This is a genomic window from Clostridium sp. KNHs205 (genome assembly GCF_000702945.1).
GTDB lineage: Bacteria > Bacillota > Clostridia > Lachnospirales > Lachnospiraceae > Anaerocolumna.
Map to the genome: position 1 here is coordinate 3142882 of NZ_JNLE01000003.1, position 22387 is coordinate 3165268.

16 protein-coding genes are annotated in these 22387 nt (G+C 39.8%); 9 read left to right on the forward strand and 7 right to left on the reverse strand.

Annotation, left to right across the window (positions count from 1 at the left end; genetic code table 11):
• Positions 1 to 119: 119 nt before the first annotated feature.
• Both BR73_RS0112985 and BR73_RS0112990 read right to left on the reverse strand, forming a co-directional pair.
• On the reverse strand, positions 120 to 3662 hold the full coding sequence (locus tag BR73_RS0112985; protein ID WP_033165870.1) for a glycoside hydrolase family 2 TIM barrel-domain containing protein: 3543 nt from the start codon (positions 3660 to 3662) through the stop codon (positions 120 to 122).
• Positions 3663 to 3845: 183 nt separating this feature from the next.
• On the reverse strand, positions 3846 to 4688 hold the full coding sequence (locus BR73_RS0112990; RefSeq protein WP_033165871.1) for an AraC family transcriptional regulator: 843 nt from the start codon (positions 4686 to 4688) through the stop codon (positions 3846 to 3848).
• Between the two features lie 1186 nt (positions 4689 to 5874).
• Here BR73_RS0112990 and dapA point away from each other — a divergent pair.
• Positions 5875 to 6762, forward strand: a complete 888-nt coding sequence (gene dapA, locus BR73_RS0112995) for a 4-hydroxy-tetrahydrodipicolinate synthase (RefSeq protein ID WP_033165872.1) — start codon at positions 5875 to 5877, stop codon at positions 6760 to 6762.
• A 141-nt stretch (positions 6763 to 6903) separates the two neighbouring features.
• On the opposite strand, the gene BR73_RS0113000 is transcribed toward dapA, so the two are convergent.
• A complete protein-coding gene (locus BR73_RS0113000) occupies positions 6904 to 7707 on the reverse strand; it encodes an aminoglycoside phosphotransferase family protein (RefSeq protein WP_033165873.1) in 804 nt (267 codons plus the stop codon).
• Positions 7708 to 7992: 285 nt separating this feature from the next.
• Between BR73_RS0113000 and BR73_RS0113005 the strand changes: the two genes are divergently transcribed.
• Together BR73_RS0113005 and BR73_RS0113010 are read left to right on the forward strand one after the other, a co-directional pair.
• Positions 7993 to 8172, forward strand: coding sequence for a helix-turn-helix domain-containing protein (locus tag BR73_RS0113005; RefSeq protein WP_033165874.1), 180 nt, complete (start codon positions 7993 to 7995; stop codon positions 8170 to 8172).
• A gap of 15 nt (positions 8173 to 8187) precedes the next feature.
• A complete protein-coding gene (locus BR73_RS0113010) occupies positions 8188 to 9042 on the forward strand; it encodes an NAD(P)-binding domain-containing protein (protein WP_033165875.1) in 855 nt (284 codons plus the stop codon).
• Positions 9043 to 9190: 148 nt separating this feature from the next.
• On the opposite strand, the gene BR73_RS0113015 is transcribed toward BR73_RS0113010, so the two are convergent.
• The 4 genes from BR73_RS0113015 to BR73_RS0113030 form a co-directional block, all read right to left on the reverse strand.
• Complete coding sequence (locus BR73_RS0113015) at positions 9191 to 10678, reverse strand: glycerol kinase (protein ID WP_033165876.1); 1488 nt, start codon at positions 10676 to 10678, stop codon at positions 9191 to 9193.
• Positions 10665 to 11606 (reverse strand): transketolase C-terminal domain-containing protein, encoded by a 942-nt coding sequence (locus BR73_RS0113020; protein WP_033165877.1) that lies wholly within the window; start codon positions 11604 to 11606, stop codon positions 10665 to 10667. Before BR73_RS0113020 ends, BR73_RS0113015 begins: the two co-directional genes overlap by 14 nt.
• Positions 11599 to 12420 (reverse strand): transketolase, encoded by an 822-nt coding sequence (locus tag BR73_RS0113025; RefSeq protein ID WP_033165878.1) that lies wholly within the window; start codon positions 12418 to 12420, stop codon positions 11599 to 11601. The genes BR73_RS0113020 and BR73_RS0113025 overlap by 8 nt, the downstream gene beginning before the upstream one ends.
• A 141-nt stretch (positions 12421 to 12561) precedes the next feature.
• Positions 12562 to 13968, reverse strand: a complete 1407-nt coding sequence (locus tag BR73_RS0113030; RefSeq protein ID WP_033165879.1) for an L-fucose/L-arabinose isomerase family protein — start codon at positions 13966 to 13968, stop codon at positions 12562 to 12564.
• Between the two features lie 637 nt (positions 13969 to 14605).
• On the opposite strand from BR73_RS0113030, the gene BR73_RS0113035 reads away from it, so the two are divergent.
• From BR73_RS0113035 to BR73_RS0113060, 6 genes are all read left to right on the forward strand, one after another.
• The gene (locus BR73_RS0113035) at positions 14606 to 15598 is read left to right on the forward strand and encodes a LacI family DNA-binding transcriptional regulator (protein ID WP_033165880.1); all 993 of its coding nucleotides are present in this window, start codon (positions 14606 to 14608) and stop codon (positions 15596 to 15598) included.
• 296 nt (positions 15599 to 15894) lie between these two features.
• Positions 15895 to 17664 carry a sensor histidine kinase gene (locus BR73_RS0113040; RefSeq protein WP_081848652.1) on the forward strand — a complete coding sequence of 590 codons (1770 nt, stop codon included), beginning with the start codon at positions 15895 to 15897 and terminating at the stop codon, positions 17662 to 17664.
• A gap of 1 nt (position 17665) precedes the next feature.
• Positions 17666 to 18727 carry a response regulator gene (locus BR73_RS0113045; protein WP_033165882.1) on the forward strand — a complete coding sequence of 354 codons (1062 nt, stop codon included), beginning with the start codon at positions 17666 to 17668 and terminating at the stop codon, positions 18725 to 18727.
• Positions 18728 to 18903: 176 nt separating this feature from the next.
• Positions 18904 to 20280, forward strand: coding sequence for an extracellular solute-binding protein (locus tag BR73_RS0113050; protein WP_033165883.1), 1377 nt, complete (start codon positions 18904 to 18906; stop codon positions 20278 to 20280).
• A 279-nt stretch (positions 20281 to 20559) separates the two neighbouring features.
• Positions 20560 to 21444 (forward strand): sugar ABC transporter permease, encoded by an 885-nt coding sequence (locus tag BR73_RS0113055; protein WP_033165884.1) that lies wholly within the window; start codon positions 20560 to 20562, stop codon positions 21442 to 21444.
• Positions 21445 to 21449: 5 nt separating this feature from the next.
• Positions 21450 to 22283, forward strand: a complete 834-nt coding sequence (locus BR73_RS0113060; protein ID WP_051685191.1) for a carbohydrate ABC transporter permease — start codon at positions 21450 to 21452, stop codon at positions 22281 to 22283.
• The last annotated feature ends 104 nt before the right edge of the window (positions 22284 to 22387 follow it).

Sequence of the window (22387 nt, forward strand, 5' to 3'; positions counted from 1 at the left end):
CTGTGTCTTAAGGAGAAAACCATAATTGGCTGGTTCCCTGCATATCTAATTCCAATATTGCTCAAAAAATAAAAGACCAGGGCTGTAAATTAACTGCATAAGCCCTGGTCTTCCTTCTGTTATTTATCGTTTATTTCTGAAAACTGAAACCACTTAAAATTAAAGTTAGAACCCGGAAGGAATACAAAGGTCACTTTTTTCTTGCCGGTTACCGGTTTTATTACATATTCTCTCTCACAGTAATCCTCGGAGTAGGAGAATTCAACAAGCTCCGTATAGTCACCCTCATCATCGGTAAAATGAATGTGGAGGGTGTTCATATCCAGAGGAGAGTGTCCGCAGATTGTAAGGCTACTGCTGCCGGTTTCACCGAAATCCATATCCAGAAACTCGATGGATACGTTATTTCCGATACTTTCAATGGCCTCATTGCCAAGGATAAAGGAATCACCATAGATAGAATCACGGTTCAGTAACTCCAATCTGTCAAATGCTTTTCTGGCTTCTGTAAAGGTAAAGCCCTTAAGGTGAAGCGGATGCTTAAAGGAAAAACTTATTGTCTGTATTCCTCTTAAAAGTTCCGGTAAGATATAGGTCTTCTCCTGAAATAAGCCCCAGATCTGCGGAAGGTCATAGGTAACGGTGGTAATGAGCCTTGCATTGCTTTCACCTGGAATCCCTGACCAGATACTGATATCAAAGACACCTTGATCGGTAGCGAATATGGGGAGAGTTAGCTCTCTGGAACCATATGCACCAAAATCCAGTCTATCAAAAGTAATAATACTGGTCTCTTCTCTGGTGGTTGCAACACCGCGTTCATTTCCGTTTGTCAGGTTACTGCTGCCGGAGGAATAATTGCTGCCTGCTACAAAGCTGTAAGGATTGACATTTGCAATACCCACTCCATCTATGTTAAATTCCAGCTGAGAATAGAGATTAACTTTGGAGCCGCCGTTCATGGCCTGACATCTGATATATCCAAAGCCATCACCCAATGCAGTTAGCAGTACTGACTCAGGACGTGCATTATCCGGAATCACAATAGAGGCGATGCTGGTATCAGAACCTGTAACAGTGGTTAAACGCCAGGAGATATCCTTAAATGTAGCATTTTCAGGATGTATTTTAAGCTCCAGGGGAATCGTAGAACACTCTGCATTTAAGCAGGTACCCTTTGGTGCAAGGATTTCTAATTTTCGAATTGGAATCTCTTTAAACTTATCTTCTTCCTGGTTCTTTATAAGGGAAAGCGGTTCGCTTACTCCTTCTAAGGATTTCTTATCTGAAACGGGAAGAGAAGTAAAGGTTATGGTTTTAGCAGGAAGACCTTCTGATGCTATTGTTACGTTTATAGTACCTTCTTTAAAGGTACTCTGTATTACAGCCAGAAGTTTGCCGCCAAAGAGCCTTCTGCTGGTCCCCTTATACTGGTCGTAATCGGTGCTGTCACCATTGTCAAGACCTGCAAGAACACCGGCACCTTCTACGGTTACCTGAACACGGTTCCTGGCATTATATACGAAATTTCCGTCTATATCAACCGCTGAGATTTCTAAGAAAATTAAATCCGCAGCATCAGCGGTAACCTCACTTTTGTCCCAGTCTAGCTGAAGGGAAGCCGCATCGGTAAAGGAGATTTTCTTATCCTCTGCTATAATGGTCCCTTTTTCATCATAAGCAACTGCTCTTAACTCGCCTTTTGTATAGGGAAGCTTAAAATGCCCCAGAAGCTCTTTGCCTTTTATGTGGTCAATGTGGTATATCCCCTGTGAAACATCGTTTAAGAACAGCTCAATAGAGGGAGCATTGGAGCATACCCTGACATCAATCAATTGTCCTTCAGAAAAATCCCAATAAGGGAAAATATGCACCATGGGGTTTGTTCTGTAATCTGTCCATTCTGCCTGATAGATATAGAAGGTATCTTTTTTAAAGCCAGCAGTATCTATCTGTCCGAAATAGGAATTCTTTGTGGAGTAAGGCGTAGGTTCTCCGATGTAATCAAAACCGGTCCAGATAAACTGTCCCATGGAAAATTCAGCATCTCTGTCAGCTGTTATTGCATATTCGGTGTTTTTTGCACCCCAGCTGGTAGTACTGTTGCCAAGACAGGAGCATTGTTCGTCATCATCATTTAAAATGGCCTGGGATAGAGGGAAGTGGTAAATACTTCTGCTCTGTACGGTTGAGGAGGTTTCACTGCCGTAGATGAACCAGTCCGGGTGTTCCCTGTGGTGCTCTTCATAATATTTTTCAGCATAGTTATAACCTGCGTATTTTAAGATGTCAGCGCATTTTCTTGCATTTTCCCAGGGCATGTAATTAGAACCGATGGTAGCAGGAGCATTACCTCTGTAATCGTGTTTCTCTACCTGTTCTTTTAGATATCTGGTCACTTCCTGGCCCCTGGCATCGGCATGAGTATCAGGGATTTCGTTACCGATACTCCACATAAGAAGGCTTGGGTGGTTTCTGTCCCTGCGCACCCAGCTGGCAACATCTCTCTGTGACCATTCCGGGAAGAACCTGGCGTAGTCATAAGTAGTCTTTGAGCGCTCCCACATATCGAAACCTTCGGATACGATTAACATACCCATCTCATCAGCCAGCTCCATCAGTTCCACCGCCGGCATATTGTGAGAGGTTCGGATACCGTTAACCCCCATTTCTTTTAGAAGCAGGATTTTTCTGCGCAGTGCAGCTTTGTTGACAGCGGCGCCCAGACAGCCAAGGTCATGATGCTCACATACGCCATTGATTTTTAAGTGTCTGCCGTTTAAGAAGAAGCCTTTTTCCGTATCAAATTTCTTTGTTGAGAAACCAAAGGTCAGAGTTTCCGCGTCTGTTACGGTATTGTCTGAGAGGAGTTCAGTCCTTAAGGAATAGAGGTTCGGAGAGTTAAGGTCCCAAATCTCAGGCTCACTTACAATCAGAGCAGCGGTACTTTTGCAGAAGGAGCCATCTGGTGCTGCAGTAAGGCTAATCTGCTGTTCAGAAGCAATATTACCCTTAGCATCTATAATACTGTGGCGAAGTGCACATTTATCTGGTTCAGTATTAGAGGATAAGTTAACTTCTGTATCTATGATTACTTCCCAGTCCCTGCCCAGCTGCCTGGTGGACAGATAGATACCGTCGGTTATAAGATGACTGTCAGTGGAAGCCTTAAGCCATACATTTCTGTAGATGCCTGCGCCGGAGTACCAGCGGGAGTTGGGAGCCTCGTAGCATACCTGAACCAGGATTTCATTTTCGCCTGGTTTAATAAATGGTGTTATATCAAATTCAAAGGAGGAGTAACCATATTTCCAATTGCCAGCAAAAATGCCGTTTACATAGACTGTAGAATCCATATATACCCCTTCAAAATAAAGGGAGAATTTTGTGCCCGGCTTGTACAGGTAGCGGGATTGTAAATTTCTTTCTGTTGTTTTGCGGTTTATCAGTTCCTTTATTTCCTGACTCTCTTCCAGAAACAAACTTTTCTTATACCAGCCGTCACCGGTTTCGTAGAGATCATTGGTATTGTAGATCAACCAGTCATGAGGCAGACTGACAGGTGAAAAATTTGCCTCGCTTTTAAGAAGTTCCTCTAAGGAGGAATGCACGGGCATTTTAATGAATTGCCAGTTATCGTTAAATAGTGCTTTTTGGCTCATTGATGAAATCCTTTCTGCTGTTATTTCAATGATATTTCTTAGGTTCGTACGACCTTAAGGTAGTAAGGGCTTATGTAAGTTTAAACACTAAACTATAAGTATAATAACTGATTTCAAATGGATATTCCAGTAGAAGCTTAAGGGTATATACGAAAGTCCATGAAAGGGATAGTATTTTACATGTTAATCTATGTAAGGGGCATTTTTGGGCATTGTTTTAAAGGCTTTTTTAAAAGCCCTTGAAAAGGTTGAATAATTCTTAAAACCACTCATATAGCAGGCCTGGGTTGAGGTGTAGCCGCCTTGAACAAAATGTCTGGCCAGCAGCAGCCGCTTCTCTGTGATATAATTGCCTACGGTATAACCGGTATGCTCCTTAAAAAAGTGCATGAGATAGTACCTGCTTAGAAAAAAGGTATTTGCCAGTGTATCGATTGTTATATCCTCGGTGAGATGAGTATTGATATAGTCAAGGATCGCGAGGAGCTTATCATTTGCCATATCACTGTCCAGATAGTTTACGTGATTGGAGATAACTGTACGGTTTAACTGTATCATAAACTCTAGGAATAAAATTTTCTGGTACAGCTCTCTTGCAAAGTCATTGTCTTTAAAGGATAATTCCAGTTCTTTGCAGACATGATAGAGCTTGCTCTTATCCAGTGAGGGAATCCGCAGAACATTGGAATGCTCTTTTTTCGCTTTGTCAAAGCAGTGCATCAGGTAATACTCTTCACTGCTGTAGGAGGATAAAAATTTCGTGGATACATATACGATAATTCTGTCATAAACGGAATTATCAAGACAGACGGGGCGGTGTACCTCACCGGCGTTTACCAGGAGGATATCATAGGGATTTAAGTGGTAGTTTCTGCCTTCGATGGAATAATTAAGGTTTCCGGAGAGGAAGATCATTATTTTGTTAAAGTCATGGTAGTGAAAATTAAATTCTTTTTTTTCATTGTCCATCAGGTGGAAGATCCGAAAATCATCGTTTAGGTATCCAAGCTTTTCGAAGGTGCCCATGTTTGTACTCCTTTATAGGGGGGGATATGTAGTGGTGAAGGGTGGGGTGGGGTGGGGGAACGGACGGACGGTAATTTGTGCAAAACAGAAAGGATTCATGCTTCATTCCAATGTATAAGAAGTCCTAATTCTCGGAATCGATTGCGCTGGGCATATAATCAAACAGATAACTCGCTGCGCTCAAACAATCTGCTTGATTATATAGCGCAATCGATTCCGAGAAAAGGACTTCTAATACATTTCCATAGGCGCATTCATCCTTTCTGTTTTACACAAATTGCCTGAAATCGGTAGTGTAACTTTGCTTTTTTGATTATATCAATTGTTATTTTATGTATATTATTAGCTTATGGGTGTTAATCCTTGATTTTGTGATGAGCTTTAATTGCGTAAAAAATTATTTTATATAAAGATTTAGGTTTGGTTTCATGGTTTTGGTTTCCATATACTCACAAGGTTTTAGCTTTTATATAAAGGTTTTGATTTAGCCATAAGTCTTTCGAGTCTTTCAGTTTGGTCGTCATAAAATTTAGCTTATAATAAAGTTCGGATTTTAGCCATAAAATTTAACTTTTTAGTAAGTTCGAATTTTGGTCATAAAATTTAGTTTTTATTAAAGTTCGGGTTTTAGTCATAAAATTTAGCTTTTTAGTAAGTTCGAATTTTGGTCATAAAATTTAGTTTTTATTATAGTTCGGTTTGGCCACAAGATTTAGCTTCTATAACATGGTTTTATTTTTGTATTTATAGACTGGGTTTTTGTAAAATTGTTGCATCTTTTATGAAGGATTAGCTGTTGGAGCTGTATTATCATTCATCAGAAACCTAAGTACTATAGTTACACTTACTATGTATATATCATAAAATACAGGTGCTATGTTAACTGAAATCAGCAGCATAATCCGAGTGTATGATTTTTTTATAGTATACAGCACTATCTGCAATATTGAAAGCATTATAATAATATTTTCATAAAATAATGTTTTGTATAATGTATAAAAAGGTGAATAAATGACCTGTTTTAAGTAACACATAGTGAAAATTTCGATAGAATAAACATATAGGTTGAAATAAGATTTTATTTCTTTTCATGAAAATTATTGATTTAGGGATTAGGCAATCGGAAAGAGATAATAGCAATTCAACTGAAATAACTCAAAGATATTCAAAATCAGGAGGTATAATTATGTCACTTAACGGTGTATGGCTGCCCATTATAACACCCTTTTCTGAAGGGAAGATAGACTATAAATCCTATGAAAGGCTCATCAATCATTATGCAGAAACCGGAATCTCCGGCTTTATCCCCTTTGGGACTACCGGCGAGATACCAACGATCAGCGAATATGAATTTGAGGAAATGATGGATAAGACTCTGGAATATAACAGAGGGCGCCTGCCAATCTACGCCGGTATAGGAGGTAACTGCACAGCTAACGTGGCGAAAAGAGCTAAACTGGCTGAGAAATATAAGATTGAAGGTATTCTGTCCGTCTGTCCTTATTATAACAAGCCGAACCAGAATGGAATTTATGCTCATTTTAAAAGCCTTGCAGAGGAAACTTCTTTAAATATTATCATTTATAATATCCCATACCGTACAGGTGTTAATATTACCAATGATACGCTCTACAAACTGGCTGAATTTAAGAATATCGTTGGCTTGAAAGATTCCTGCGGAGACATTAAGCAGACGATGAATCTTTTACTGAATCCACCAGAGAATTTCTCCATACTGACAGGAGAGGACCTGCTGTTTTATCTTACCCTAACCCTTGGTGGTGCAGGTGGTATTATGGCTTCAGCTCATACAAACACAGAAAAGTTTGTAAAAATATTCAAGGATATCAAAGCAAACAATGCAGAAGAAGCGCTTGTTACCTGGAAGGAAATCTATCCTTTAATTCCACTGCTTTTTGAAGAGCCTAATCCTGCTCCTATTAAATATTGCTTAAATCAAATCGGTCTGATTGATTCCCCTGAACTTAGACTTCCCCTAACAGAAATCTCTGATGATTTAAAGGTTAAGATTGACAAGGTGTTTAAAAAAGAAAGTTCCATAAAAATAGCTTAATAAAATAGAACCGCAAACAACCAGTAAGTGAAGTTAACTCCTTTTTAATAGACTCATTTTGTCTGACACAAGAAAGTTAATCTTATGGATAGGCTGTTTGCGGTTTTTTTATGCAGTTCTATAGGTTATCACTCTTCGTATTTAAAAGTCTGACAATAGCTGATGCAGCCAGTCTTTTTCAAGTTTCGATACATCTGTTTCACTTGAATTGTTATCGTATAATCTTCTTGCAGCAACCAGAGGCAGGCACTTTAGGACTTGCGTGCTATTGATGCCTGATAGTTGACAATAATGAGATAAATACTCCTCTACAAACAGGGTAAATAGTTCAGAAGCTTCTTTTCCCAGCAGATGCTTGACCACAGGAGAATTAAGAGTCAGGTATGTCCAGGCAACATCCAGTACAGGATTCCCGGAACAGGCACCATTCCAGTCTATGACGGTATAGTCACCAGCTTCACCGATGATATTCAGTGGTTGATAATCACCATGGCAAAGCTTGGTCTCAGTAGGAATGCTATCCAGCAGCTCCAATAAAGTATCTGATTTAGCTCCTAAAATGCTACTTAATCCTGTAATACGGTTATAAAAGAATTCATATTGTTTGGGCAGTTCGATTATGGTTTCCATATGTATATCATAATGCATCTTAGCAAATTTCTGTGCTAATTCTTTCTCATAAATTCCTCTTAACAGCGGTTCGGCTAGTATATTGCCTGGTTTACGCTCATATATTAATGCACTTTTACCGTCTATAGTTATTGAATCAATGAGTTTGGGTATATTTAAGAAAGTTTTATTTAATAATTTTCCTATATACTCCTCATGGTTTATAGTACCATCGGATATATGAGGTTTATAAATCTTTATCACCTCATTATCACCCCATTCATGTACATCTGACGTACCGCCGCTTCCTATCAGTTTCCCAATCTGTTTTTCCATAAACACCTCAACAAGTTATATTTTTTGATAATACAGTTTAAAAATTCCTTCCATATTCAATATTAAATTAAAACATAGAACTACGCCATATTTATTTTCTGTAAAATTAAGGAAGACAGGACAACCGGCTTGCAGGCTTTTAGGTCTATAGTAGTGTTTGCCTTTTACTGTAAATACAAAAAAGTATCAGGGTATTTAAAAAAGTTATTCTACTTAATATTGGTAGTCATTGACTTGTTTCTTACTCCTAAGGTAGTATATAGATAAATATTTAAAGGAGCTATTATGAACGATATAATACTTAAATTGACACAGTTTGGATTTTCTACTTATGAAGCAAAAGCCTATCTTGCACTTCTCCAAAAAAATCCGGCTATCGGCTATGAAGTGAGCAAAATTGCGAAAATCCCTGATGCAATGTGCCAGAGGAATGAAATTATATCCTATTTAATACAAGCTCGATGAAAGGAGTTGTGGATTTTGTTAAGTAATGATTGGATTATACTGAATAATCTAAAAATCGGAATTGTAGGATGCGGTCATTTGGGACAAGCAATTGCGAACTCACTGATTGACAGGGGGCTCGAGAGAAAGAATCTGTTAATTTCCTACAGAGATAATCCCCGCACTTATGAAATGCTTAATGCCCAGGGATTAACCCCATGTCTTTCAACAAACCAGGAAATATTCCAGGAAGCGGGGATTATTTTAATCACCATAAAGCCTCAGGATATTACTGGATTGATAAATATCCCCATATCGGAAAAAGCACTTGTTGTTTCCTGTATGGCGGGTGTATCCGCAGAATTGCTGTATCAAATATTAGACATAAATGTATACCGTATGATGTTTAGTGGTCCAGATACTGTAGTGTCTGAAAAAGGTGTAGCGGCCATGTTTCCAGAGCATGAACATTTGAAGATGTTGCTGCGATGCATGAATTTAACGCATATTAAAACAATAACAGAAGATAATTTAGATGTCTTTACTGCTGGTGTCTGTATGCCCGCGGCAATTTTAACAACAAAAAACCCAGGGCAGCAACAAGAAGCTATTGATAAAATCGGGAAAGAATATCCCCTGCTTTCTGAACTTTATCTATGGGCTATAAAGATTCTGCCTTGTTTTCAGAATAATATCGAGAAAGAAGGTTATGTCGCCAGGATGATTACGAAAGGGGGGATAACAGAGGCAATTACCAATAGCCTGATGGCGGGAGAACCGCTTGATATTGCATTGCGAAAAGGGATAAATCAGACGCAGGAGATTTCAAAAGGTATCCAACAGTCCCTCACCAATCATTTACATGGAATGTCTGGAATCAAAACAATTTAGCCGGCAGGGATGTTCCTTTGAGAATTTTGCCGATTTTGTGTGCTAAAAGCAAACTATTTTTGTGCGGTTATAGCACACAAATTGGCAATGTGTTTTTGAAGCTTATTACAGCAACATTGTTTAAATACAACGTCAGGTTTTTTAATCTTCAAGTTGTACTATTTAACAGCATCTCAACAGCCTTTTTCCAGCCCTGATATTTTAAGCTTCTTTCTGCTTCCTCCATTTTCGGCAGGTAATACACGCCGTTGCTCTTTTCTTCAAGGTCCTTCAAATCATAGAAGCCGTATGAACTTCCAGCCATATAAGCAGCTCCGGCTGCTGATAATTCCTCGGTATCCGATACACGGACAGGAAGGTTGGCGATATCACTTTGAAACTGCATTAGAGAAGAATTTCTGGTGGGACCGCCGTCCACCTTTAGTTCTCTGAGCTCTATTGAGGATTCCTCCAGTATGACTTTTACAACATCCGTAATCTGATAAGCAATGGAATCCAAAGCAGCTTTTACCAGCTCAGCTTTACCGGTGGTGCGGGTCATACCATAGAATATGGCGGATACATCGTTTTTCATATAGGGGGCACCAAGTCCTGAGAAAGCAGGAACAAGAACGGTTTGGTCGGCAGGATTGGCGAGGACTGCAAGGGATTCTGCTTCGGAAGTCTCCTGTATCAGCTTCAAATCATTCTTTAACCAGGCTATTACAGCACCAGTGTAATTGATATTTCCTTCCAGTACATATTCAGCCTTACCGTTTCTTTTCCAGGCCAGGGAAGTTGCAATCCCCTTTTGACTGAAGACTGGTTCTGTCCCTATGTTCATCATAATAGAAGAACCGGTGCCATAGGTGGCTTTTGCCATGCCTTTATGATGGCAGAACTGACTGAACAGAGCACTGTGGGAATCCCCCATTACACTATGAATAGGAATCGGTGTATCCAGATAACCTGAGAAATCAGTTTCTCCGTATAAGGCATCAGAGTCGCAGACTTCTGCCAGACACTTGCTGTTTAAACCAAACAATCCGCAGATTTCTTCATCCCAGCTTAAGGTGCTGACATTAAAAAGCTGGGTCCTGGAGGCGTTTGAATAGTCTGTTTTAAAATTGCGGGTTTTTGTAAGATTGTATATCAGCCAGCTATCCATATTTCCGTAGCAGAGGGTACCGGCTTCGGATTTTTCTTTGGCATCTTTTACATTCTGAAGTATCCAGGCTATTTTGGCTGCGGAATAGTAGGGGGAGAGGGGCAAACCTGTACGGCTTTGTATGAACGCTCTCCGGGAATTCAATGCCTCGCAGATTCCAGCGCCTCTGGCGCACTGCCAGACAATGGCATTGCAGACCGGTTTTCCGGTTTCTCTATCCCAGGCAACGGCTGTTTCCCGTTGATTGGTGATGCCGATACATAAAATATCGGATTTGCTGATACCGGTTTTTTCAACAACAGCTTTGACGGCAGAGAGGGTATTGTTATAGATCTGAACGGGATCATGCTCCACCCATCCAAAGCTGTTGATCAGCTGGTCATGAGAAAAATCGCTTCTTCCCAGTACCTTTCCGTCTTTGTCAAAAAGCAAGGCTTTGGTTCCCTGGGTACTCTGGTCTATACTTAATATATATTTATCTGACATCATTCATTAGCTCCATTGCAGTTTTTATGATACCTTCTTTGTTAAGTCCATAGTAGTCAAATACTTCAGGGGATTTACCTGAGACAGCAGGTTCATCGGGAAGTGCCAGGTTTATAACCTTTTTAGGGCAGTTAGCGGAAATGAGCTGACTAACCAGTGAGCCCAGCCCTCCATAGATTGAATGTTCCTCTATGGTGATTACGGCTTTTGCATTGGCTGCTGCTTTTAACAGTGCATCTTTGTCAAGAGGTTTTATGCAGTACATGTCAAGAAGTGTTGCTGATATGCCCTGTTCTTTTAAGGTCTTAACGGCGTCAAAGGCAATACTCACCATTTCGCCGCAGGCGATAATTGCAAGATCTGTTCCTTCTGACAGTACAGTCGCTTTATCTAATGTAAAAGGTGTCTCTTCTTCGGAATAAATGTCTGCAACAGGATTTCTGCCAACTCGTACATATGCAGGTTTGTTATCTTCCAATAATGCCTTTATCAGGCATTTGGTCTGATGTCTGTCACTGGGCAGATAGACTCTCATGTTGGGAATGGTACCCATGGAAGCAATATCCTGGTTGGAATGGTGGGTCATACCAAGGGAGCCGTAGCTGATGCCTCCGCTGATGCCGATAAGGGTTACATTTGTATTGGAATAGCCAACATCAACCTTTGCCTGTTCCATGCTTCTTGTTGAGAGGAAGCAGGCCGGAGAAGCTGCAAATACTTTCTTGCCAGTTTTTGCAAGGCCTGCGCTGATACTGACAAGATTCTGTTCTGCAATACCGACCTCAATGAATTGCTCCGGATAGGTATTGGCATATTCGGCCAGAGAAGCTGAACCTCTGGAGTCGCTGCACAGTACGAAGATATCCTTGTCCGCAGCAGCTTTCTCTACTAAAACGTCACAGATTGCCTGTCTATTGGGAATCTTATTCATTTGCTTCTGCCTCCTTTGCTGCTAATTCTGCCACTGCTTTTTCGTACTCTTCGGCGGTGGGAACCTTATGATGCCAGGCGGGATTGCTCTCCATAAAAGATACGCCGTAGCCTTTAATGGTATCTGCGATAATTACCGTAGGTTTCCCTTTTGTATTTCTGGCTGCTTCAAAGGCCCTGTCAAGAGCTGTAATATCGTTGCCTGTTGCATGGATCACATGCCAGCCAAAGCTTTCCCATCTTAAATCCTGGGAATCCTGGGACATAACCTTTTCGGTACTTCCGGAGATCTGCAGGCGGTTACGGTCAACTACTGCACAAAGGTTATCCAATTTGTAATGACCGGCTGCCATAGCACCTTCCCAAACGGAACCTTCTGCCAGCTCTCCGTCACCCATTACTGTATATACCCGGTTGCTGCCGCCGGATTTCTGCACACCTAAGGCGATACCGACACAGACGGAAAGACCGTGGCCCAAGGAGCCGGAATTCATCTCGATTCCATTGATCTTGTTATTGGGATGACCTATGTATTTGCTGCCAAACTGGGAATAGGAGAGCAGGTCTGCTTTCGGAAAGAAACCTCTGTCGGCAAGTACCGCATAGAGGGCCTCTACAGAGTGGCCTTTGCTCAGGATAAAATAATCTCTTAAAGGGTCCTTTGTCAGCTCGGGGGATATATTCATCTGCTTATAATAAAGGGTTACAAGGATATCCATTACTGAAAAGTCCCCGCCCATATGTCCGGTTCCAGCTCGGTAAATCATATCCAGTACGTCTTTTCTAAGCTGAAAGGATTTCTGTGTTAAATTCATTTTGTACCTCACAATCCGCCGTTCTATCGGCCTTAATCCGATAGAAGTTAAAAGGAGAAAGCGGCTATTTAACTTCTATCGAAGTGAAAATGTTCTGTCATTGTTCGTAATATTTCTGTGAGAAGGGGGAATTCTTATAGACTACCTGATTTCTCCACGGATGCTTGCTTTAACTTCTTCTTCAATGGGGTCATAAAGATCCGGTTTGACATTGATATATTTACAGGCTTCATAAAGCACGGGAACAACATCCTTATGTATGCCTACACAGTGATGAATGTAAGGTCCGTAAACCAGCTTCTCCTCCAGGCGGTTCATGTTCTCAACTTCCACCCATACATAGGTTCCTTTTGTATAAGGTCCTTCAATGCCTTTTGCATGACCAAGGAGCAGGGAATACTCACCATTGTCACCGTCAAAGCGGCACAGGGTCATATTTCCGTGTTTCGCCTCAGCTTCTACCGCGCCTGGATGCTTAAAGGCAAGAGGATAACCGATGGTGGGTTTTTCTTTTGAAACTGAGAGGGGCCAGGGGCCGCAATGCTGTAATAATTCACCGTTCTCGTTATCCGGATGCCTTACTGTCCAGTCTGCAAAGAAGCTTCTGGTATCATCAAGGGTGGACGCTTCTACCAGCAGAGAGGTGATTGCACCGTGAATATCTGTCTCACAGACTACCGGAATACCTTCCTGGTTAAGGAGAGAGTTGGCGGCACAGGGCATAATTCCGATTTCGGTCTGAAGGGCATTCCAGCACTGAATGGCAATGGCATTGCAGCCATAGCTGTCAGCCAGTTTCTTCATGGCAACCTTTAAAGCAGCAACACTTTCCAGTTCCTCGTCTTTAATCTTTATGTTCATATTTTCCCTGCAGTATTCCACTACAGCGGCTACATCCACTTTCTCTTCTTTTGCTTTTCTGACTGCTGCAGTCAGCTCAGGCATGGGAATAGGAGAGAGCTGTATGTTGAAACGCTCCAGCAACTCACCCTCGTTACACATCGTGGACCAGAAATCAAAAGGTCTGGGAGCAATCTGTAAAATTCTTGTATGACGGAAGGTCTTAACCACATTACATACTGCAAGGAAATTATTGATTCCTTTTTTAAATTCAGCATCTTCTAACCGGCAGTTGGTCAGATAGGTGAAGGGAACCTGAAATCTTCTTAACACTTTACCCGTTGCAAATAAGCCACATTGGCTGTCTCTTAAACGGATACCCTTCTCATCGGGTCTTTCGTCTCTGGGACCCCACAGCAGCACAGGAACATTTAATTCTTTTGCCAGCCTTGCCACAACGTATTCCGTACCGAAATTACAGTGCGGAAAGAAAAGACCGTCAATTTTCTCCTGTCTGAATTTCTCTGCTATTTTCTCTCTGTCCAGTTCGTCATAAAAAAGCCCCTCTTCATTGATATCAGTAATATCAACAAATTCTACCCCCAGTGCTGTTAATCTTTCTCTTGTTAAATTGGCATACTTTATTGCATCCGGTGCGCTGAAGATACTTCTTCTGGTCGGAGCAAAGCCTAATCTTACTTTCTTCATACCTGACCTCCATCTGCCGCTTGGCGGCATATAAATAGTGATTGAAAACACTCTCTGTGCTTACCGATACGAAGCTGCACTTGCGGCTTCGTAAATAATTCAAAAAGCCTGGAATTTGAAGAAGCTCGAAATGAGTATGCTGTACTCATTTCAAAGTTCTTCTGTGTGATGAAATTTCTGTGCAGAAATCTCCTGTGTTGTGGTACCTTTTTGTATTTGTGATTTGGATTTAAAAATTATAATAAAATATTTACATCTATATTATAAATATTTTATATGAAATTACAAGTGTATTTTATATAAAAATATAAATTATTCACATATTATATAAAAAATAATCAAAAATATAAGCTGAAAGTCTGAGAGGAAATTTGAATTTTATATTGATTTCTAAAGTATAATCAGTTAATATTAAAAAAGCAGGACTCCTGTATGCCTAAGAAAGCTGACATATAAAGAATTATGGGACATCCAGTGTTGCCAACGGGTTCACTGTGATGAAAAAGGCTGTGTCAGAAAGAGGAGGAGGGGCCTTCCGGCAATAAAATCATTGAATTTGAACTAAAAATACATAATAAAAAATTTATGTAATTTTTTATATAAAAATTTTAGAATAAGTTAGAATGGATGTGACAGATTGAAACCGGGAATAAAACAGATTTGTGAAATAACAGGGTTTTCACCCGCCACTGTTTCCAATGCGCTGAATCAGAAAAAAGGTGTGAATCAGAAGACTGCGGATGAGATATTCCGCGTTGCCAGAGAAATAGGATATTTGGGTTCAGAGGAAATTACTAAGATTAAATTACTTATTTATAAGAAAAACGGACTGATAATTGATGATACTCCTTTCTTTACACTGCTGATAAATGGTATTGAACAGGAGTGCCGTGAAGCAGGCTTTGAGATGGCTATAGGCAATGTTGATGCCAGACAGCCGGATTATGAAGAACAGGCCAGACAGATGGTCAACGAGCCGGGAACGGCAATCATACTGCTGGGAACGGAACTGGAAGCAGAAGATCTGGAATTATACCGTAATACTGTCAGCCCTGTTCTGTTACTGGATTATTGGAGTTTTGACATGGATTTCAACGCCGTCATGATTAACAATGCGGATTCCGCCAGAATGGCAGTTAATTATCTCTATAATAAAGGACATAAGCAGATTGGATACTTAAAGGGGAGATTTCGGATATTGGGATTTCGTCAGAGACAGTCAGGTTATCATTCGGCGCTGGTTGAAAATGGACTGGAAGATAATAAGGAATTCTGTGTAGAGCTTGATACTACTATGAACGGGGCTTACCGCGATATGCTAAAATATCTGGAGGGTAAACCACATTTGCCGACTGCTTATTTTGCGGACAATGATATGATTGCACTGGGTGCCATGAAAGCATTACAGGAGAAGGGGTATAAAATTCCGGAGGATGTTTCTGTCATCGGTTTTGATGATCTTCCCTTTAGTGGGATTTCCACCCCGGGGCTTACGAGTCTTCGCGTTCCCAAGCAGGAAATGGGCAGGATGGCAGTAAGAAAAGTAATTGAAATGATGAAGGGCGATGATGGTGTACGTACCAAATTACAGGTATGTACTGCTTTTGTTGAGAGAAACAGCGTGAAATAATTACCACTTATAAATTTATTATGCCATATATAAATTGTATGCTTCACGATTTATATATGGCATCTCTTTTGAAATTAGACAAGAAATATCAAAAAGTTACATTTATCTGTAAAAAAACACATAATCTGTTGACACTTATGCATAAATGTAATACTATCACAACTGAATGGGGTTTAAATAGTTGCTAAAATAAAAGGTAATTAATAAGGCGGACATAATACAAATGACAACAGATCAGCAAGCTGGATAAGAGTAAAATACGACTAAAAGAAACTAGGTTAACAGGGGTCAAAGCTATGATAGGGTTTAAGGGGAAGGTCAGAAGACTTATGAGGTTTATAAAACAGCTGAAAATAAAGGATCAGATTCTATTTGCCATGCTTCTGGGTTCTATGCTTTCTGCGGCAATTCTTGGAGTTACCGTCTACAATGTGTCAAGGGTAACCATACAGAACAATTACAGATACGCGCATACTTATAACCTGCAGGTTTCCAGTAATATCATCGATATTCAGCTTAGCAGCATTATCGAGCAGGGACGAAGCCTCCTGGTGAATCATAACTTTATCAAAGCCATAGCAGATAATGAAAACAACAAGAGCGGGAGATATTTCTCCAGTATTAACAGCCTTACCATTAATCGTGCAATCGGTGACTTTGCCTCCCATGATCCTCTCATAGAAGGCGTAACCATAGTAAATGAAAAAGGCAATATATTATTCTATTCTAAGGGTGGAATCCCATCTGATTACTATAAGAAGTACTATTCCAATGACAATATCCTGGAAGAGGAATGGGTGTCTCAGACCAGAAAAGCGAAAGGAAAGGAAGTTTTCTATGGCTATAATGTGCTGATTCCTGACATGGAAGGGGATACTATATCCTATGTAAAAAATCTTATCAATACCAAAAACAGTAAATCCATGGGTTTCATGATAGTTAATATTGATAAAAAGCTGTTAGACAGGGCTTTTGGAACCCTGAAAGAGGGTTATTCCACCAACCGCTATATGATAATCGATGAGGACAGTATCTATCCGGGTGTTTATTTTAATGGGGATATGGCGGCTAAAGCTGCAATTCTAAAGGACTATATCAACGGTAATCATAAAGGGAAATATCTGTTCAGCAGTTATTTAAATGAATCCACCGGCTGGATGGCGGTAAATGTCATCGAGCAGAAGGAGCTCCGCAGTGATAGTTTGTATATCGGACAGATCATCCTGCTGGTATTTTTTATTTTGATTCTTTTCAGTGTTTATTTCTCAAGATTATTTTCCAACAGAATCAGCAAACCCCTTAATAAGCTGGAGAAGACCATTAAGGAAGTAGGGGAAGGGAACCGGCATATAGAAGAAGAGTTTGATAACAGCGAAATAGGTGAAATCGGAAACAAATTTAAAGAGATGGTAAATAACAATCTGGAGCTGAGAGAACGTTTATTATCGGCGGAACTGAATGAAAAAGAAGCGGAGCTGCTTCTTTTGCAGGCTCAGATTAATCCTCATTTTCTCTATAATACCTTGGATTCCTTATATTTTATGGCTATTATAAAGCAGGAGGATGATATTGCCAGGATGGTAGCAGCCTTATCCAATACCTTTAAATTAAGCTTAAACAAGGGTGATAATACCATAACCATACGGGATGAAGCGAAAAGAATACAGGAATATATGCTCATACAGAATATGCGTTACAATGACCGTTTTGAGCTTAAACTGGATTTTGAAGGGGTAGAGGATTTAAAGATAATTACTTTTATTATTCAGCCCTTTGTGGAGAATGCAATGTATCATGGACTTGAAGCAAAGATCGGAAAAGGTACGATTGCAATAAAAGGCAAACGAATGGAGGACAGGCTATACTTTACCATTAGCGATAATGGAGTAGGAATAGAAGAGCTATCAGTATTGGAAAAAGGCTATGGAGTCAGCAATGTGAAGGAACGAATCAGGCTGTTTTACGGAGAAGAATATGGGGTATCCTTTGAGAGTAAGCCTGGTGTTGGAACAAGGGTAACAATTGTTGTTCCTGTTTTAAGCAAAGGAGGTAATATCAGTGTATAGTATGGTGGTGATTGACGATGAGTTTATTGTTGTTGAGGGTATTAAAGCAATGATAAGCCGCGAGAAACTGAATTATGAAATTGTGGGATTTGCATATGACGGTATTAAGGCATTGGAAGTGATACAACAGACGAAACCAGATGTGGTGATTACAGATATTCGTATACCGGGACTTGACGGACTATCCCTGATTGAGGAGGCAAAAGAATTTACACCAAAGACCTCCTTTATCGTTATCAGCGGATACAGCGAATTTGAATATGCAAAGAGGGCGCTTTCCCTGGGCGTAAAAGGCTATCTGGATAAACCCATAACCATTGAAAAGATTACAGAGGTATTAAACCGGATTGAAAAGGAATTGCAAACAAAAGAAGAGGAAGCCTCAGAGAGAAAAGAAGGCTATCAGAACGAGGGAATGCAGCAATTCAATGGGTTCGTGGACAGGCTGATCAAAGGTATTATGAATGAATCGGCAGGTGAAATCAAGATTCAGACAGAAAAAATCTTAGAGGTATTGGCAGCTCAGTCTTATACACTTGCTGTATATAAGCAGGAATGTTATAAATTCCTCTGTGTAGCAAATGGAATATTTCTGGAACAGAAAAGGCAGTATGAATTAGAGGATATGGCATCCTACAAGGAAGTGGAAATACTTTCTTCTTACGCAGAAGTAGATGAGTATGTAAGGGATATTACCGGTAAGATAACGGAAAAGATGGAAGCGGTCAAATCCGGCAGTAATCACAGAATCATATTAAAGCTCCTGGCCATTATTCAGGAAAAGTACAATGAGAATATCGGGCTGAATGAATTAGCGGATATGGTTAATATGAATCCCGCTTATCTTAGCATTCTCTTCAAAGAAGAGGTCGGCATGACCTATATCAAATATCTGACCCAGTTACGTATAAATCATGCCAGAGAATTATTGGCAGAAGGGTATAAGGTTACCCAGGTCAGTGAAATGGTTGGTTACAATGACTACCATTATTTTTGCAGTATTTTTAAGAAACATACCGGCAAAAAGCCTAACGAATTAAAAGGCTCCATTCGCAAGAAATAGTTAAAATATTATACTGAAATTATAGAAATATAAAAAAAGTATACATTTTATAAGAAATATGTGACTAGAAAAGAATCTGGTTTGTGATATTGTATACATATAGAGTGAATTCCGGAAAATTCTATAAGAATTAAACAAAACTCAAGAAGGATTTTGATTACAGGGGGTCTAACGACATGAAAAGACGTTTATTAGCTGTAATATTGGCAGCAGTAATGGTTATGGCAATGGTATCTGGATGTGGCAGCAAAGCGGAAAACGCTGGTTCAAACAGCGGAAATAAGACGGAGGATACAAGCAAAGATACAGATACAGCAAATACCGGAGATTCTGAGACCGGTGATGCACAGCCTGCTAAAACCATTAAGATTTTATCTATTTGGGCGGAAGATAAAGATAACGGTAAATTAATAACTGATTTGACAAAGAAATATATTGCTGAGGTTAATCCAAACTTCAAATATGAATTTGAACTTGTTTCCTCTGATAATTTAAAGCAAAAAATTGCTACACTGGTGGCTTCCGATGATTTACCCGATGTATTCGTTTATGAATCCGGTAAACCCATTGTGGATCTCATTGAAAATGATAAGCTTGTAAACATCAGTAAAGCTTTAGAAGAGCTTGGTGTTTCCGATATGATGGATGAAGGTGCAGTTTCTCTCTTAAAGACCTTATCCGGAACAGATGATTTGTATGATCTTCCTCTTGGTATGAACGTTGAAGGCTTCTGGTATAACAAAGCTCTCTTTGAGCAGGCCGGTGTAGAAGTGCCTGCCACATGGGAAGACTTTGAAGCTGTATGTGCAAAGTTACAGGAAGCTGGTATTCAGCCTCTGACTGCAGGTGGTGCTGACAAATGGCCTCTTACACGTTTAGTCAATTCTTATGTTGTACGAAGCATGGGCGGCGATGCAATGCAGAAAGCTGCCGATGGCACAGCAAAATACACAGATGACGGTTATGTAGCAGCAGCACAGAAGCTGCAGGATCTTGCGGCAAAGGGTTATTTTGGTGAAGGTATCACAACTGTTGACCAGAATACAGCAGGTAACATGCTCTTATCCGGCAAAGCGGCTATCTTCTATAATGGCAGCTGGTTTACAGAAGCTCTTACAGCTGATACTAACCCTGCAGGTGAAGACGGTATCGGATTCTTTAATATTCCTGTAGTTGTTGAGTCCATCAGTCCAATTACAGAATATTCCATGAACTGCGGAAATATCCTTGCTCTTTCACAGGATAAGTACGATGAAGGAACTGCTGGCTGGCTGAAATATATGGTACAGAATCTTGGTAACGAAGCTATGACACAGTTTGGTGCTGTTAAAGGTTATAAATACGATGTAGCCGGAGATTTAAGCTCCTATTCAAAAATTGTAGCGGATGAATTAGGTAAGGTTACAAAAGCAACAACCTGGTATGAAGCCGGTATGAACAGCGAGACATCAACAGTTGCACAGGATTATGTTCAGACATTGATTAACGGTGATATGACAGCAAAGGAATACATGCAATTTATTCAGGATGCTTACGACGGAAGCCAGTATTAATCGGCTTTAACCTATAAGATTCATATGGAGCAATAGTTAAGTGCATTTCTATTGCTCCATATTTTTCGAAAAAAATAACTGACAAATCAATATAAAATGATGCGATAACAGTAAATATAAAATTATTATACAAAATAATAGAAATATATACATTGTTGAAAATTATAACTATACAATTTGATTTATCTGAGTTAAGAATAAATGAACATGTCACCGTAGTCGTGGTAGACATGAGATATAAGATGACTTACGCATATTCAATTGCAGATCGGAGTAAAAATGAAAAACGTACTTGGAAATAAAAAAGCAATAGCTTTATTTGTACTACCAGGGCTGCTGCTTTACACAATTATTGTTATGCTTCCGGTAATATGGTCGGTGTATTATTCCGTCTATGAAGGAACACCCGGATTGAAATGGAATTTCGTAGGACTTGCGAATTATGAAAGACTGTTTCACGATAAAAATTTTCATAATGCTTTGATTGTGAATTTAAAATATATAGCTATTGTAATGATAGGGCAGGTAGGCCTGGGTCTTTTATTGGCACTGTTCTTCCGCTTTTGGCTTACCAGATTTAAAAATGTAGTAAGAACCTTAGTGTTTTTCCCTGTAGTATTGCCCACAGTAGCGGTTGGTCAGCTGTTTGTAAAGATCTATGAGATTCAGCCTAACTATGGTTTGTTAAACAGCATTCTTTCCAATATCGGATTACAGAACCTGGTACAGCCTTGGATAGGTCAATCCTCCACAGCACTGGGAGCACTTTCTGCCATGGATATCTGGGTTGCCATGGGCTTCTATTCCGTAATCTTTTATGGTGCATTATTAGACATACCGGGTGAGATTATTGAAGCAGCAAAAATTGACGGCTGTAATGCCATTAATTTATTCCGAAGAGTGCTTTCACCTCTCTTAAAACCCATTACCATAACCTGTATGATCTTTAGCTTTACCGGAACTGTTAAGATGTTTGAATCTGCTCTTGCATTAACAAAAGGAGGTCCGGGAAGCGCAACCAAATCCCTGTCCATGTTCATGTACAGTGTTTCCTTTACATACGGTAAGGTAGGCTACGGAAGCGTTATCGCAGTATTTATTTTCTTGTTATGTGTGGTAGGTTCCAGATTAATTAACCTCTTTGACAGAAAGGAAAAAGCATAAAGGACATGAAAAAAATAAAAATAAAACCACTTATTATTTCACTGTTGACAGCCGGTCTTGTTATTTTAGAGGTTTATCCATTGTTCTGGATGCTTACGGCGTCCTTTAAAAAACCGGCAGAGTTCGTAAGCAAACCGGCATATGCATTAAATGACGGTTTTTACATTCAGAATTATATTGATGCCTGGACCAGGGGAAACATGGCAACCTTCTTTAAGAACAGCTTGATAAACACACTGGCAGCATTGGTATTTATCGTATTTTTCTCTGTAACCATCGGCTTTGCCTTGACCAAAATGGAATGGAAATTTAAAGATAAGGTGGCTTCCTTTTTTGGAATCGGTATCATGGTTCCGGTAGCAACTGCATTAATTCCCCTCTTTCAGATATACAATGGAATGAACCTGATAAATACAAGAACCAGTCTTATCATTACCTATATTGCATTTGGTTTATCCCTATCCATCTATCTGGTCACAGGTTTCTTAAAATCTCTGCCGGATGAAATCCTGGAAGCTGCCGTTGTAGATGGCTGCGGAATCTATAAGCTTATGTGGACCATTGTAGTGCCCTTAATGAAAAATGCCATTGTAACCGTACTGGTATTGCAGTTCTTTTTTAAATGGAATGATTTGTTGTTCTCCATGACTTTTATAAATGATACGAAGTTAAAAACGATACAGACGGGACTATTGTATTTCCAGGATGAGTTCGGTGCCAAGAACTGGGGAGCGATCTTTGCTTCTGTATCCATGAGTGTAATGCCTATGCTGGTTGTTTATATGATACTGAACAAAGCGGTTATTGAAGGTATGACAGCTGGTGCTGTTAAAGGATGATTCACTTTTATTTCTCTGTTCCTGTGCTGGTCTCTTTTAAAATCAGGAACTGAAATTAATGAAATTGATGTAAGCAGTAATAAAAAGATTAATATTAGGTTGAG

Coding starts and splice junctions, on each gene's coding strand:
- BR73_RS0113055 (WP_033165884.1), top strand. CDS start 20,560: ATGAAAAACGTACTTGGAAATAAAAAAGCAATAGCTTTATTTGTACTA.
- BR73_RS0113045 (WP_033165882.1), top strand. CDS start 17,666: ATGGTGGTGATTGACGATGAGTTTATTGTTGTTGAGGGTATTAAAGCA.
- BR73_RS0113015 (WP_033165876.1), bottom strand. CDS start 10,678: ATGATGTCAGATAAATATATATTAAGTATAGACCAGAGTACCCAGGGA.
- BR73_RS0113020 (WP_033165877.1), bottom strand. CDS start 11,606: ATGAATAAGATTCCCAATAGACAGGCAATCTGTGACGTTTTAGTAGAG.
- BR73_RS0113005 (WP_033165874.1), top strand. CDS start 7,993: ATGAACGATATAATACTTAAATTGACACAGTTTGGATTTTCTACTTAT.
- BR73_RS0113050 (WP_033165883.1), top strand. CDS start 18,904: ATGAAAAGACGTTTATTAGCTGTAATATTGGCAGCAGTAATGGTTATG.
- dapA (WP_033165872.1), top strand. CDS start 5,875: ATGTCACTTAACGGTGTATGGCTGCCCATTATAACACCCTTTTCTGAA.
- BR73_RS0113025 (WP_033165878.1), bottom strand. CDS start 12,420: ATGAATTTAACACAGAAATCCTTTCAGCTTAGAAAAGACGTACTGGAT.
- BR73_RS0113040 (WP_081848652.1), top strand. CDS start 15,895: ATGATAGGGTTTAAGGGGAAGGTCAGAAGACTTATGAGGTTTATAAAA.
- BR73_RS0113030 (WP_033165879.1), bottom strand. CDS start 13,968: ATGAAGAAAGTAAGATTAGGCTTTGCTCCGACCAGAAGAAGTATCTTC.
- BR73_RS0112985 (WP_033165870.1), bottom strand. CDS start 3,662: ATGAGCCAAAAAGCACTATTTAACGATAACTGGCAATTCATTAAAATG.
- BR73_RS0113000 (WP_033165873.1), bottom strand. CDS start 7,707: ATGGAAAAACAGATTGGGAAACTGATAGGAAGCGGCGGTACGTCAGAT.
- BR73_RS0112990 (WP_033165871.1), bottom strand. CDS start 4,688: ATGGGCACCTTCGAAAAGCTTGGATACCTAAACGATGATTTTCGGATC.
- BR73_RS0113060 (WP_051685191.1), top strand. CDS start 21,450: ATGAAAAAAATAAAAATAAAACCACTTATTATTTCACTGTTGACAGCC.